Source organism: Rhodovulum sp. 12E13 (assembly GCF_003340565.1).
In the GTDB taxonomy this organism is placed as follows: domain Bacteria; phylum Pseudomonadota; class Alphaproteobacteria; order Rhodobacterales; family Rhodobacteraceae; genus HLUCCA09.
In genome coordinates this window covers 1-14,921 of record NZ_QPLK01000042.1, presented here as the reverse complement: position 1 = coordinate 14,921, position 14,921 = coordinate 1, and the positions used below count along the sequence as shown (strand labels likewise).

Annotated in this window: 8 protein-coding genes; 2 read left to right on the top strand and 6 right to left on the bottom strand. The window is 73.9% G+C overall.

The annotated features are described in order from the left end of the window. Positions 1-87: 87 nt before the first annotated feature. From DLJ49_RS19505 to DLJ49_RS19485, 5 genes are all read right to left on the bottom strand, one after another. Positions 88-864, bottom strand: coding sequence for a hemolysin family protein (locus DLJ49_RS19505; RefSeq protein ID WP_115395197.1), 777 nt, complete (start codon positions 862-864; stop codon positions 88-90). Between the two features lie 105 nt (positions 865-969). After that, positions 970-1,479 (bottom strand): hypothetical protein, encoded by a 510-nt coding sequence (locus DLJ49_RS19500; RefSeq protein ID WP_147277358.1) that lies wholly within the window; start codon positions 1,477-1,479, stop codon positions 970-972. Between the two features lie 96 nt (positions 1,480-1,575). Further along, positions 1,576-2,343 carry an anti-sigma factor gene (locus DLJ49_RS19495; RefSeq protein WP_115395195.1) on the bottom strand — a complete coding sequence of 256 codons (768 nt, stop codon included), beginning with the start codon at positions 2,341-2,343 and terminating at the stop codon, positions 1,576-1,578. Beyond that, the gene (locus DLJ49_RS19490; RefSeq protein WP_115395194.1) at positions 2,327-2,869 is read right to left on the bottom strand and encodes a sigma-70 family RNA polymerase sigma factor; all 543 of its coding nucleotides are present in this window, start codon (positions 2,867-2,869) and stop codon (positions 2,327-2,329) included. Before DLJ49_RS19490 ends, DLJ49_RS19495 begins: the two co-directional genes overlap by 17 nt. 29 nt (positions 2,870-2,898) lie before the next feature. Further along, positions 2,899-4,068, bottom strand: coding sequence for a 2OG-Fe(II) oxygenase (locus DLJ49_RS19485; RefSeq protein ID WP_115395193.1), 1,170 nt, complete (start codon positions 4,066-4,068; stop codon positions 2,899-2,901). Between the two features lie 557 nt (positions 4,069-4,625). On the opposite strand from DLJ49_RS19485, the gene DLJ49_RS19480 reads away from it, so the two are divergent. Together DLJ49_RS19480 and DLJ49_RS19475 are read left to right on the top strand one after the other, a co-directional pair. Then, positions 4,626-5,666, top strand: coding sequence for a universal stress protein (locus DLJ49_RS19480; protein WP_158547522.1), 1,041 nt, complete (start codon positions 4,626-4,628; stop codon positions 5,664-5,666). Positions 5,667-5,806: 140 nt separating this feature from the next. Then, positions 5,807-14,047 (top strand): GH36-type glycosyl hydrolase domain-containing protein, encoded by an 8,241-nt coding sequence (locus DLJ49_RS19475; RefSeq protein ID WP_147277357.1) that lies wholly within the window; start codon positions 5,807-5,809, stop codon positions 14,045-14,047. A gap of 608 nt (positions 14,048-14,655) precedes the next feature. Here DLJ49_RS19475 and DLJ49_RS21920 read toward each other — a convergent pair. Then, on the bottom strand, positions 14,656-14,921 hold a 266-nt coding region (locus tag DLJ49_RS21920; protein ID WP_199533452.1), incomplete at its 5' end, for a saccharopine dehydrogenase family protein.

Here is a 14,921-nt window from a genome sequence, read left to right as displayed (position 1 = left end):
TCCACATAGCTGAACAGCGACCCGCTCGCCTCGTCTGTCCCGCGCATGACCGCCCCCCTCGTGACCCGGAAAGGGTGAATCATGTCCTCAAACCCGTGTCGAGGCGGCCTTTTTCAGCGGCCTGTTAGACGAGTGGCCGGACGCCTTGAAACGCTCCAGGATTTCAGCGCGCGTTTCGCCGACGCGGGCGGTCTCGACGGCATGGCGGGGCGTCATCAGACCCCTTGCGCGGCGGTCGGAGAACCGCATGACGCCGCCGATCAGCTCCTTCTCGGCGCGGTGGATCACGCCGGCGCCGGCCGCCTCGGACAGCAGCGTGCGGATGTCCTCGTCGCTGACGGCCGGGTCGCGTTTTCCCGAATGGCCAATGAGGCGCAGGACGAGGGCACCCGACCGGTCGAGCAGCCAGACCAAGGGCGCCGCGACGCGGGACAGCAGAAGCATCGCCGGTGCGACAGCGCTCGCCACGCGTTCCGGAGCTGCCAAGGCGATCTGCTTCGGCACGAGCTCGCCGACGATCAGCGACAGATAGGTTATCCCGACGACCACGAGCCCGACCCCGACCTCGTTCGCCGCGGCCGCCGGAATGCCGAATTCCGGCAGCACCTCGGCCAGCCGCAGGCCGATGGTCGCGCCCGAGAAGGCGCCGGCGAGAACGCCCACCAGCGTGATGCCGATCTGGACGGTCGACAGGAAGTTTCCCGGGTCTTCGGCCAGCCGAAGCGCGATCTCGGCGCCCCGGTCCCCACGCTCGGCGCAGGACCTCAGCCGCACCGGCCGCGACGAGACGACCGCCAGTTCGGACATCGCGAGTAGGCCGTTCACACCGATCAGAAGCAGGACGAGAAGGGTCTCCAGAAACATGCTCGGACCCGGAGCGGGATTTTCGTGACGGCGCGGATGGTCACGGGCAAGGTGTAGCCCGGGCGCAGGCTTGGCGCATTGGTTATCGCCCAGAGGCGGCAGGCGTCAGCGGAGAGTGGCGTCGATCTCGATCAGGCTTCGATCGTCGCTGCTGCGGTAGACGGCGACGATCTTGGCATTCGCGATGTTGGTGCCGCTGAATTCAATGACGCCGTCGAGCGGGTCGTCGCGTCCGCGCGCCACGGCATAGCCGCCCGCACGCAGGGCGTCTTCCCATTCGATCAGCAGATCGCCGACGTCCGCCGAGGTCCGGAGCGTGAGCATCCGGATGGTCGACCCGATCTGGCGGTCGGCCAGCACCTCGACATCCTCCGGAAGTGCGAGCGCCTCCGGTAGCCAGGCGTGCAGGTGCTCCTGCGACTCGGCTGCCGTGGTCGTCCGCAGGATCAGTGCGATCGCGATGCAGACGGCGAGGAGCCAGATCGAGACGTTGGAATGGCGCAACCTGCCGCGTATCGGCAGGCCCGGAAGCGGTTTTCCGGGGCGCGCGGCCTTGGAAACCGCCCGCGGATTGCCAGCCTTGTCGGTGTCGCTCGGTCGTGTTGGCGGTGACATCCTATCCTTCTTCGCGGGTTTCGGCGGCGATGCGGATGCCGCTGCGTGTTGTCCTGGTCGTTCCGGGCATTCGTTTATCGGTGACAGCGAGCCCACTCAGTTGCCACGAGACAGCAGCCTGTCGGCGCCGAGCGCCAGCTGCTCGGGATGTCCCGACTCGTCCACGAGAACGAAGGACGATCGCCCGCGCTCGAAGAGCGCGATGGTGCGTCCCTGATACTCGAAGGCCGTCGGCGGATCCTCGGCATCCTCGGGGCTCCGCGCGACGGCCATGAGCAGGAGCCGCCCGAGATCCGGGGCATCGACCGCGATGGCCACGGCAGGGCGGTCGGGGGTGGCGACGATCTGTACGTCGCGGACCGTCCAGTCCTCCGGCAGGGGCGGCAGGTCGATGCCGAGCGCGGCGACGATCTCCTGTGCGTTCAACTCCGCGCTTTCGGGCTGCGACACCATCCAGTGCCGCAGGTCCAGCGCGGCCTGCGCGTCGAGGGCCGCCTCGACCAGCGGCGGCGCGCCCGCCGGCCCGGCGGCCTGCCATGCGACGTGGCCCGACCAGCCGGCCGCGAACAGGACGACGGCGGCCGCAAAGGGAGCGACGCGGCGCAGCAGCCGCTGTCCGCGCAGGCGGTCCTGCAGGCGGCGCGCCTCGGCCACGAGCCGCTCCGGGGCGGGATCGTCCACGGGCGACAGCGCTATGCGCAGCGCCGCGCTGTTCCCTGCATCGGCCAGCAGGTCCGCCGTCCGCTCCGGCCTCTCTTTGAGGTAATCGGCAACGGCGAGGGTGCGGTCGGGGTCCAGGCGCCCCTCGAGAAGCACCAGAAGGTCTGCCTCGATCTCTGGGTCGGACTCAGTCCTGTCGCTCATCGCGTCCTCCCACGATCCTGAAGGGCTTCGCCGGGCCCGCGTCGCCCTGACCGTCCTCGAAGGCCCGGAGCGCGGCGCGCGCCCGGCCGACGCGCGACATCACCGTGCCCACGGGCACGCCCAGGACCTCCGCCGCCTCGGCCGGCCCCAGCCCTTCCACGGCCACCAGGTGCAGGGCTTCGCGCTGCTCGGGCCCGAGCGACAGGAACGCGGCGCGCAGTTGTGCCAGCCGCGCCGCCATCTCGCCGGACGCCTCCACGAAGGCCGGCCGCGTCTCCGCCCAGGCCCGTTCACGCGCTTGCGCTGCCTGCGCGCTGCGCCGGGTGTCGATGAACAGATTGTGCAGGATCGCCATCAGCCAGACCCGCACGTCGGCGCCGTCGCGGAACGTCGCGCGCCGCTCCTGCGCGCGCACGAAGGTCGCCTGCACGAGGTCGTCGGCCGCCTCGGCGTCGCGCGTCAGCACGCGCGCATAGCGGCGAAGGGCCTCCAGCTGTCCGACGATGTCGAGGTCGTCACGGGCCATGGCGGCTCACGTCTCCTTTCGGGCGCAGGTCATGCCGATCTCTCCGCCGGGGCCTGAGCTCCCGAACGATACGACGATCCGGTCTCGCCCACGTACCGCGCGTTCTCCTCGCGCAGGCGCGCCGCAGCATCGTCGTAGAGAAACGGCAGGAAGGCGTAGCGCCGGCCGCGGGTCACGCGGCTCACCTTGTGGAGAAGCGAGCAGGAGAAAACGACGGCGCCGCCCGGCGGGGCCTTGAAGCTGCGCGGCCCGTATTCGGGAAAGCTCACCTCGCCGCCGTCGAAATCGTCGTTGAGGTTCACGGACACGGCGAACCGGCGATGTGCGGTGCCCTTCGTCGTGTTGTCGCGATGGGCCGAGAAATGCCCGCCATCCTCGGCCGCGTAGCAGGAGACGATGTAGCGCTCCATCCGCGTGACCCTGAACTGGTGGACCTTGGCGATCTCGGGCACCACCCGGCGCAGGAAGCGCTCCTGAAGGGCGGAAATCAGGTCGCGATCCTCGATGTCGTAGTCCTTGCGCCGCTTGAAGCCCGGATCGGTGACGCCCACCGTCTTGCCGCCGATCTCGCGCATGAAGCCGCTCTCGCGGCCCCCCTGCGCCTCGTAGAGCCCGATCAGGTGGCGGCAGAGCTCGGGCTCGAAAACGCGCGGCAGGAAGAGGATCGGGGCCATGATCTCTGTCCCTGCGAACTGCGCGGGCGGGGGCAGATCGTCCAGAAGGCGCATCACCTCGGCCAGGTCGCTCCGGTCCTTGCGGAAGGGGATCGCTGTAATCACGCGCATCGTGGGGTCGATAACGACCCACTGCCGGGCCAACGCGACCGGCCCGCCGGCGGGGTCCGCCTCCTTGCCCGCGACACCGTAGCGCCGCGACGCGGTCAGGTCGAAATCCCAGAAGTGGCGATAGCCGGGGATGCGGTTCGTCACGCGGCCCGCGGCCTCGTCCTCCGGGTCGACGCTCACGCCGAAGAAGCAGGCCCGATCGTCGTCGAATATGTCGGGCCGGTCATGGGCGGCATCGAGCGCCGCCTGCGCATGGGGGTCGCCGGCGCTGCCGTAGAAACAGAGCACAAGGTATCTCCCCGCCGCGCTGTCGAAGGCGTAGCGCGGGTTCGTGACGCTTCGCTGAATGAAGCTGGGCGCGGGATCGCCGGCCGTCAGAAGGGTTGTCGCGTCGATCGGCAGAGGTGAACTCATTCGGGCCGTCCTCGAGATTTCGGTCTGCATACGGAGCTGCCGGCCGTTCCCATCCCGGTCGCGTGCGGAAAATCTCGCCCCGGTCGGGATGCGGCGTGTGAGAGCGGCCCTCGCAGGCCCGCCGTCACGGCGCTCGTGACTGCGCAACGAGGCGCGATGCCGGTCATGATGACGATGGTGCCGTGGCGGGACAGGGATGGGCCGACCTCCTCGGCTCCGCCCGCGCTGCCGCGCCTCGGGTCAGGAGCCGCGCGCGCCACGGGGGCGGGCCTGCCTGCACCCGCTTGACACGGACGGTGGACACGGTTCGCGGGCGCGGCAAGGGCCGGCTGCGTCGTTCCCGACCGTCGGAGGCATGCGAGGGCCGATGGCTGCGGCGAGGCCGGCGCCGGCCGGACGGTGTGGCCGCCGGCGGCGCTGCGCCCGTCGCGCGCATGTCGCGCGGCAAGCGGAAACGGCCCGGATAACGGCGCGGGCCGCGTTGTCTTGCGAGTCGTCAATTCGCGCCGCGCCTCCCCGAGATACACAGACGCACGATTCGGCACATGGGGGGAGCGATGCGGACCGGACTCCGTGCGCGCGACACGCTGGGCGTGCCGCGACTGCCCGGCCTCGACACCCGGCCGTTCGGCCGGGTCTTCGCCTGCATCAAGGACGTGGCCGCGGCAGACGGCGTGGCAGAGGCCGCGGCCGAGATCGCCTCGGATTCCGGCGCGGCGCTCCATCTGGCACGGGTGCTGCCGGGGTCTGGCGGCGAGGGCGTCGTCGCCGACCCGGTCGACTGGGACATCGCGCGCCGCGCCGCGGCCCGCGACCTCGAGGGCCGGGCCGAGGGTCTGCCCCCCGGTCTGGCCGAGGCCGTGCCCGACCTCGCCATCGACGTGCTTTCGGGGCTTCCCGTGCCGGCGCTGCTGCATGCCATCGCCGAGGCCGGGGCCGATCTCGTCGTTCTTGGACGCGGGCGCAGCCGGCCCCCCGGGCGGCCCCGGCTCGGCGGCATCGCGCGGGCGGTGGCGATGGCGGTGGAGGGCTCGGTGATGGTCGTGCCCTCCCGCCCGCGCCCTGGGGCCGCGCCGGGCCGGAGCGTGCTGGTGGCCGTCGACGGGTCTCCGCATTCGCAGGCCGCGCTGTGCGTCGCCCGCCGGATCGCCGGGGTGCGGCACGCCGATCTCGTTCTCCTGCACGCGCTCTCCGATCCGACCCTTGCCTTCGAAGGTCCGCCCGACCCCGAGGACACCGCGCTTCGCGCGCGGCTGCGGGAGCGCAATGCGCGGGTGGCCCGCCAGCGCCTCGAGCTGATCCGGCCCGTGATGCCGGACGGGGAGGGGGCCGTCGGCAGCCGGCTGCGCCTCGTCGAGGGGGGAGACCCGCGCGAGATGATCGCGCGCGCCGTGGCAGAGGAGGGTGCGGGCCTCCTCGTCATCGCGGCGCGGGGCAGCGGCCGCACCACGGACCTGTCGATCGGCAGCACGGCCGACTACCTGCTGTCGGCCTGCAGCGTGCCCGTGCTCATGGTGCGCGGCCGGGTCGGCCGCACGCCGGAGCAGACCCGCGCGCGGGTGCCCCGGTCGCGGAGGCCCGCCCGCGGGGTTGCGTGATCCCCGGCGCGGCAGTCGGGGCGCGCGTCGATGACCCGCCCCGCGCGCCGATCGCCGCGGCGGCGGCGCTCCATGCCACGCGGCACGCAGCAGAAGCCGGGCCGCCGCACGCCGCACCGGTCTGGGCTCGGAGCGGGACGGTGCGCGACTGGCTCGATCGGGCCCGCACGCTCTGCGCCACGCCGCCCGCCGAAGTGTCGAAGGCGGCGGAATGGCTGTTCGACAACGAGTACCAGATCCGGCGCGCGGTCCGGCAGGTCGAAGCGGATTTGCCGGCCGCCTTCTGGGCGACGCTTCCCCGCCTCGCCGCCGCTGAGCACGGCCGGATGCCACGGATCCTGTTCGTTGGCGAAGGCTACCTCGCCGCCTGCCACGTCCAGCCCTCTGCCGACACGGCGCAGGCCTATCTCGCCGCCTACCAGGAGCACGCCGACCTGACGCTCGGCGAGCTCTGGGCGTTCCCGGCGATGCTGCGGCTGCTCTGCGTCGAGACGGTGGTGCGCGCCTTCTCCGGCCTGGTCCCCGGCCTCGAGGCGCCGTTTCCGCCGGCCCGTCCGGGCGGCCACGAAGGCTGGCACGACGAGACCGAGGCCGTCTCGCGGGCGATCGTGGCGCTCGCCGCGATCTCCCGCATCCGCTGGCAGGACGTCGTCGAGCAGGCGAGCCGCGTCGAGGCCATCCTGCGCGCCGCCCCCGACGGCCTGCACGACGCGATGGAATTCGAGACGCGCGACAGCTACCGCAACGCGGTCGAGGACCTCGCCGCCGGCTCGGGCCGGCCGGAGACCGCGGTCGCAGAGGCGGCCGTGCGGCACGCCGCCGCCCATGCCGGCGATCCGCGCCGCTCCCATGCCGGCTGGTGGCTGGTCGGCGGTGGCCGCGCCACCCTCGAGCGCGCCCTCGGCTACCGGCCCAAGCGCGAGGCCCGGCTGCGCCGCGCGGTGCTGGCCCGTCCCGGCCGGGCCTATGCGGGCGCGCTGGTCGGGGTCGGCGCGCTCGCCCTGGCGCCGCCGCTCGGCCTGGTCTGGGCTCTCGGAGCCGGCCCCTCGGCGTGGATCGCGCTCGCGCTGCTCCTGGTCGTTCCGGCGTCGATCGTGGCGGTGACGGTCACGAACTGGCTCGTCGCGCGTCTCCTGCCGCAGCGCGTCCTGCCCAAGATGGATTTCAGGGAGGGCCTGCCCGAGGGCCACGAGGGCGCCGTGATCGTGCCGGTGATCCTGCGCGCGGCGGGAGAGGTCGCGCCCCTGCTGTCGGCCCTCGAGCGGCACCGGCTGACCAATCCCGACCCACGCCTGCGCTACGTGCTGCTCACCGACCTCGCCGATGCCGCGCAGGAGCGGACGGACGGCGACGACGGCATCGAAGGCGCCCTGACCCGCGGGATCGCGGCGCTGAACGACCGCCACCCCGGCGCGGCCTTCGCGCTGCTGCATCGGCGGCGGCGCTGGGCGCCGGCGGAGGGTGTGTGGATGGGATGGGAGCGCAAGCGCGGCAAGATCGAGGAGTTCCTCGACTACGTGCAATCCGGCGATCCCGCGGCCTTCCCGGTCCGCGCCGGCGATGTCGAGAGCCTGCGCGCCATCCGCCATGTGGTGACCCTCGACGCCGATACCGTGGCGCCGCCCGGCGCCCTCCTGCGCCTGATCGGCGCCATGGCGCATCCGCTCAACCGCCCCGAGCACCACCCGGACACCGGCCGCGTCGTGGAGGGGCATGCAATCATCCAGCCGCGGATCGAGATCTCGCCCGAGGCCGGGGCCGCCTCGCGCTTCGCCCGCCTCTATACCGGCGACACCGCGCTCGACATCTACAGCCGCGCCGTGTCCGACGTCTACATGGACCTCTTCGGCGAGGGCATCTTCACGGGCAAGGGCGGGATCGACCCCGCCGCTTTCCGCGACTGCCTCGCCGGCCGCGTCCCCGAGAACGCGCTGGTCAGCCACGACCTCTTCGAAGGGCTGCACGGGCGCGCCGCGCTGGCCACCGACATCGTGGTCTACGAGGGGTTCCCGCGGCGCTACGCCGACTGGGCCCGCCGGCAGCACCGCTGGATCCGGGGCGACTGGCAGCTCCTGCCGTGGCTGCGGCCGCGCGTGCCCGCACGGAGCGGCCGACGCCTGCCCAATCCGCTCACGGCGCTCGACCGGTGGAAGATCGTCGACAACCTGCGGCGCAGCCTGATCGCGCCCTCGCTCGTCCTGCTGGCCCTCGTGGCGTGGCTGCTGCTGCCCGAGGCGGCCCCGGTCTGGACGCTCCTCGTGGCCGCGGCGCCCGGCAGCTACATCGTGACCGATGCCGTCTCCGGCCTGTTCCGCGGCAAGCGGCGGGGTGCCGTCTTCGACCGGCGCCGGCAGGCGCTCGACCATGTCGGCCGATGGGCGCTCGCGGTGGTGTTCATGGCGCACGAGGCGATGCTCGCGCTCGACGCCATCGCCCGGACGCTGTGGCGGCTCGCCGTCTCGCGCCGCCGGCTCCTGGAATGGACCACCGCGGCCGAAGTGGCCGCCGCGGGCGAGGACACGGCCGCCCATGCCTGGCGCTCCCTCGGCGGGGCGACGGTGCTGGCCGCGGGCCTCGCGGCGGCGCTCGTCGCGCTCGCGCCCGCCGCGCTGCCCGGCGCGGCGCCGCTCCTGCTGCTCTGGGCCGCCTCGCCGGAGATCGCGCGGCGCATCGGCCGCACGCCCGCCCCGCCCGTCGAGACCCTCGGCGCGGCTGACCGGGCGTGGCTGCGTCGGCTGGCCCGCCGCACCTGGCTCTACTTCGAGACCTTCGCCGGCCCCGAAGAGCACTGGCTTGCCCCCGACAACTGGCAGGCGCCACCGCATGTCGAACTCGCGCGCCGCACCTCGCCCACCAATATCGGCATGCAGCTGCTCTCCACGCTCACCGCCCACGATCTGGGCCATGCGGGGCTGCCCGACGCCGCTGCGCGGATCGCCAACGCGCTCGACTCGCTCGCGCGGCTCGAGCGGCACCGCGGGCACGTTCTCAACTGGATCGACACCGAGACGCTGGAGCCGCTGGAGCCGCGCTACGTCTCCACCGTGGACAGCGGCAACCTGGCAATGTCGCTGATCGCCTTGCGCCAGGGCTGCCTCGAGGCCGCCGACGGGCCGCCCCTCGCCCCCGCGCTGTGGGACGGCTTCGCCGACACGATCGGCCTTCTGCACGAGGCGGTGGCGCCGCTGTCGGGCCCGGCGGCAGACCGGATGCGCGCCGCGCTCGAGGCCGCGACCGCCGAGGCGCGCCGGCTGAAGGACCGCCCCGCTGAGTGGGCGCGCGGCGTGCAGTCGCTGCGCCACGACCCCATGCGCGTGGCGGCCGACGCGCTGCCCGCCCTTCTCGACGCGGCGCCCGAGGTCGACCCGCACGAGCTGCACCTCTGGCTGGAGCGCGGCCGGCATCATCTGCTGCGGTTCGAGAGGGACCTCGCGGTGCTCTGCCCGTGGATGGCCCTGCTCGACGCGCCCCCGCCGGGCGCCGAGGCCCTTGCCGGCCGTCTGGCCGCGACGCTCGCCCCCGACACGCCGCTCGTCCGGTGCGACACGGCCGCGGACGAGGCGCGCGCCATGCTGGCTTCGTCCGACGCCCCTGCGGACTGGGTGGCGGCGGTCGGCCGCGCTCTCGATGCGGGCGACGAGGAGAGACGCGCGCTCCGCAACCGGCTGAGGGATGCCGCGACAAGGGCCGGAGCGGAGGCCGACGCGATGGAGTTCGGCTTTCTCTACGACGCCGAGACCCGGACCTTCTTCATCGGCTACAACCTGTCGGTCGAGCGGATCGACGAACACCGCTACGACCTGCTCGCCTCCGAGGCGCGGCTGGCCAGCTACGTCGCCATCGCGAAGGGCGACGTGCCTGCAGAGCACTGGGTCCATCTCGGGCGGCCGCTGGCTCGGAGCGGCGGGCACCTCACGGCGCTGTCCTGGAACGGGTCGATGTTCGAGTACCTGATGCCGCGGCTCTTGATCCGCAGCGAGGCCGGCGAGCTCATCGGCCAGAGCGAGGCCGCGGCGGTGGAGATCCAGCGGCGGCACGGCGCACGGCTCGGCGCGCCGTGGGGCGTCTCCGAGGCGGCCTTCGCCGCGCGCGACGCCGCCGGGCGCTACCAGTACCGCGCCTTCGGCGTGCCCGGGCTGGGGCTGCGCCACGGCCTCGGCGAGGATTACGTGGTGGCGCCCTATGCCAGCGCGCTGGCCCTTGCGGTGCGGCCCCGCGCGGCCCTGCGCAACCTGCGCCGCCTGGCTGGCCTGGACATGGCGGGGCGCTACGGCCTCTACGACGCGCTCGACTTCACCACGACGGCCGAGGGGGCGGGGCCGAGCCCGGTGCGCACCTTCATGGCGCACCACCAGGGCATGCTGCTTGCCGCCATCGGCAACGCCCTGACGGGCGACGCGCTCGTGCGCCGCGTCGGCCGCGATCCGCGGATCACCGCAGTCGACCTGCTGCTGCACGAGCGCATGCCCTGGGAATACGTGCCCGAGAAGCTGCCCGGGATCGGCGAGACCCCGCGGATCGAGGCGCGGCCCGCCCCGCCCGCGCTCGGGGCGTGGCCGGCGCCACCCGGGCCGCAGCTGCACCCGGTGGGCAATGGCCGCCTGTCGGCCTGGCTGCGCGAGGACGGGCGCAGCACCCTGTGGTGGCACGGCCAGGCCCTGACCGGCTGGAGCCCCGACCTCGCCCACGGCGCCGCCGGCGGACGGATCAACCTGCGCGACCCGGCCACGGGCGAGGCGTGGGACTTCTCGCCCGGCGAGGGGGGCGAGGCGACGTTCCGGGCCGAGCGGGCGACGCTGCATGTCCGCCGTGCCGGGCTCGGCGCGACCCAGGAGATCGCGGTCTCGGCCGCCGACGACGTGGAGATCCGCCGCCTGACCCTCGTCAACGACGGCGCGGGCGAGCGGGAGATCGAGGTGACCTTCACCGCCGAGATCGTTCTCGCGCCCTTCTCCGCGCACGAGCGCCATCCCGCCTTCTCGAAGCTCTTCGTCGAGGCCCGCGAGGAGGCCGGCGGCGTGCTCTTCAGCCGCCGCCCCCGCCGCCCGGAGGACGAGCCGCCGGTTCTGCTTGTCACGCTCTCCGCCGGGGATCCCGCGGTGACGCTGCAGGGCGCGGAGACCGACCGGCACATCGTGCTCGGGCGACACGGCGATGCATGGCGACCGGCGGCACTGGGCCGCGTGCTGCAGGGCGTCACGCGGTTCCCGCTCGACCCCATGGTGGCGTTGCGCGCACAGGTGCGGCTGCGGCCGGGCCAGCGGGCGGAACTCGCCGTGCTCTGCGCCGCAGGCGGGTCGCGCGAGACCGTGACCGAGATCGCCGCGCGCCATGCCGGCCGGCCGGCGCTCGACTGGGCGATGGAGGACGCCGCGCGCACTGCCGCGCTCGAGGCGGCCCGGATGGGGCTCGGCCAGACCGAGATCGAGGGGGCGCAGGCCCTCGCCGCGCGGCTCGTGCTGCCGCCGGCCAAACCGGGCGCGTCCACCGAGGGCGAACAGCCGGGCCAGCCGGACCTCTGGGGGCTCGGCATCTCGGGCGACCTGCCCGTCGCGGTTCTGCGGGTGGACGACCCCGAGCACGCCCCCCTCCTGCCGGTCGCGGTCCGTGCGCATCGCTGGTTGCGGCGCAGCGGGCTGACAACCGATCTCGTCGTGCTGCGCCTGTCGGCCACCGGCTACGAGGCGCCCCTCGAGGACCGCCTGCGCGACGCGCTGGCCGCGTCAGGCATGGTCGAGGGGCTGGGCGGCCGCGGCGGCATTCACCTGCACGGGGCGGACCGGATCGCCCTCGCCCAGGCTCGCGCGCTGGAGGCCTTCGCGCGGATCACGCTCGACGGCGCGGCGGATTCCCTCGCCGACGCCGCGGCGGCCGCGCCCGCCGGCCGACCGCCCCTGCCGCTCTTCGCCCCCGGCGGTGCGCCGCCCGACCCCTTGCCCGAGATGGCGCGGCCCGCGGATCTGGCCTTCGACAACGGGACCGGAGGGTTCACGCCCGAGGGAGACTACGCGATCCACCTTGCCGGCGGGCGGACGACACCCGCGCCCTGGTGCAACGTGCTCGCCAATCCCGATTTCGGCACCATCGTCTCCGAGGCCGGGCTCGGGTTCACCTGGAGCGGGAACGCGGGCGAGCACCGCCTCACGCCCTGGTCGAACGATGCGGTGACCGACGCGCAGGGCGAGGCGCTCTACCTGCGCGACGAGGAGAGTGCGGCGATCTGGACGCCGACGCCGCTGCCCGCGGGCGACGCGACCGCCTGCACCGTGACGCACGCCCCGGGGCGGACCGAGTGGCGCCGCGCGAGCGAGGGGCTCGAACAGGGCCTCGCCGTCGTCGTGCCGCCGGAGGCGCGGGTCAAGCTCGTCCGCTTGCGGCTGCACAATCCGGGCCCGCGGGCGCGGCGGCTCACGGCGACCTACGTCGCCGAGTGGGTGCTCGGCGCGCTGCCGAGCGCGGCGCGGCCGTGGGTGCGCTGCGGCTGGGAGGGAGAGGCCCGGGCGCTGATCGCCCGCAACGGGTGGGGGCCGGACTTCGCCGGGCGCATCGCCTTCCTCGCCGCGAGCCGCCCGCCGCATTGCCTGACCTGCGACCGCGCCAGCTTCCTCGGCAGCGGCACGCCCCGCGCGCCGGAGGGGCTGCGCCGCTGGGCGCTCGACGGCGAGATCGAGGCGGTGCGCGATGCCTGCGCCGCCTGGCAGGTGCATGTCGATCTCGCCCCCGGCGCGACCGAGGAGGTCGTGTTCGCCCTCGGCGACGCGGGCGACCGGGCGGAACTCGCCGCCCTCGCGGCGCATGCCACGCCGGAGGGCTTCGCCGCGGCCGAGACGGCGAACGCCCGGTCGTGGGAGCGGCGGCTCGGCGCCGTGCAGGTGGCCACGCCCGACCCTGCCCTCGATCTCATGGTCAACCGCTGGCTCGTCACGCAGGCCACCGCGTCGCGCATCTTCGCGCGGGCGGGCTTCTCGCAGGCCTCGGGCGGGATCGGGTTCCGCGACCAGCTGCAGGACATGATGGCGATGGTCTGGTCGGAGCCCGGACGCCTGCGCGCGCACCTGCTGGCCTGCGCCGCGCACCAGTTCGAGGAGGGCGACGTGCTGCACTGGTGGCATCCGCCCGCGGGCCGCGGCGTGCGCACCCGCTGCTCCGACGACATGCTCTGGCTCGTCCACGCCACCCATCGCTACGTGATCGCCACCGGCGACGCGGCGGTCCTCGACGAGCGCGTGCCCTTCCTGTCCGCCCCGCCGCTGGCCGAAACCGAGGAGGACCGATACGCCGCCTTTCCCGCGGGCGAGGTCGCGGATCTCCTCGAGCATTGCCGGCGGGCGATGGAGCGCGGCGCCACGGCGGGTGCGCACGGGCTGCCGCTGATCGGCGCCGGCGACTGGAACGACGGGATGGACAGGGTGGGCCGCGCGGGCCGGGGCGAGAGCATCTGGCTCGCCTGGTTCGTCGCCGATTGCGCGCGCGGATTCGCCGACCTCGCCGAACTGCGCGGCGCGGCGGACCTCGCCGGGCACTGGCGCGCGCGCGCCGGGGCGGCGCTGGCCGCCGCGGAGCGCGCGGGGTGGGAGGGCGACCGCTACCTGCGCGCCTTCGACGATTCCGGCGTGCCCTGGGGGTCGGCCCGCAACACGGAGTGCCGCATCGACAGCATCTCGCAGGCCTGGGCGGCGCTCGCCGGCGCGCCCGACCGCGGGCGGGCAGAGACCGCGCTCGCCACCGCGGCTGCGCATCTCGTGGACCGGGAGCGGCGCCTGGTGAAGCTCCTCTCGCCGCCCTTCGACCGAACGCCGCGCGACCCGGGCTACATCCGCGCCTACCCGCCGGGCATCCGCGAGAACGGCGGTCAGTACACCCATGCCGCGGCGTGGCTCGGCCTCGCCTTCGCAAGGATCGGTCGGGGGGACGCCGCGCACGAAATCTTCGACCTGGTCGACCCGATCCGGCGGACCGATACGGAAATCGCCGCCGCGCATTACCGCGCCGAGCCCTACGTGGTGCCGGGCGATGTCGGCGGCGCACCGCCCTTCGAGGGTCGCGCCGGCTGGACATGGTACACCGGCGCGGCGGCCTGGACATGGCGACTGGCCGTCGAGGGGCTCCTCGGTCTCGAGCTGCGGCAGGGGCGGCTGCGCCTGCGCCCCGCCCTGCCGCCGGGCTGGGGCGGCGCCCGGGCCACCTTGCGCCTCGCCACAGGGACGATCGAGGTGACGATCGAGGATCCCGATGGACTGGGCACCGGGGCGGTTGAGATCACGGCGGACGGTGCCCCGGTCGCCGGCGACACGGTCGCGTTACCAGGGGCCGGCCGGACGCGGCACGTCCATGCCCGGCTGTGCGGCCGGAGCGACGGCGGACCGAGCCCCGACGGCTGAGGCGCCGAGAGGGGCGCTCCCGCGAAGAGACGCGCGGGGTCGTCCCACGCGCAGGCAGCACCCCATGCGCCTCATCGGCGCGCCGCTACTCGCGCGCCTCGCCCCTTCGAGCGGCGCGCGATCAGGCACTACCGGACCCAATCGCGCATGCATTGGACGCCGCATCGCGCGCCTGGCACCGGATGTGCGGCTCCCGGGTGCCGTGCCCTTCGCGTGTGATCGGCTACGTCGTGTTCACCCCGACACGTGGCGCGCGCGTCCACGCCTCGGCGGTCATGAAGACGCCGATGCGGAGAACCCCGTACTCCAGCCGCGCTTTGGCCTTTTACATCGACAAGCTCCGGCGCGGGCACAGCGGCCGGTGGATGCCATCGCAGCTGCGCGCAGAGATTGAGAACGGCCTCTTTCTTCTCTTGCGCGGCTCGCTTCTCACCGAAAGGCCCTGGATCGTTGTATGATTTGAACGTCAGCTTCGCGATTGGTGATCAAATCGGATAGGGGGCGCGAAGAAGGTCCGGTGTCCGCCCATCGCGAAGGGTGTTGCGCGGTTCATGGAAGGCATTTTGGCGTTGGCCGCGTCGGCGCAGCCCTGCCCCGGGCTTGTCCCGTCAGAGGTCGGTCCGGCGGACGCCGGCGAAGTCGAGCGCGAGGTCGGGGCCGAAGGCGGTGGCCGGGGTGTGGTAACCGGCCGGGGCCTCGCCGGCGGCGACGCGCCGGGCGATCGCCAGGGCCGTGCGGGCCGTCAGAGCGTAGGGCTCGGGCGTCTCCATCAGCGTGGCGACGCGGGTGCCGGCCGCATCCCACCCCTCGCCGAGCAGCCGCGCGCGGCCGCTGCGCCGGAGCGTGGCGGACGGCCCGTGGGCCGTTCGGTCGA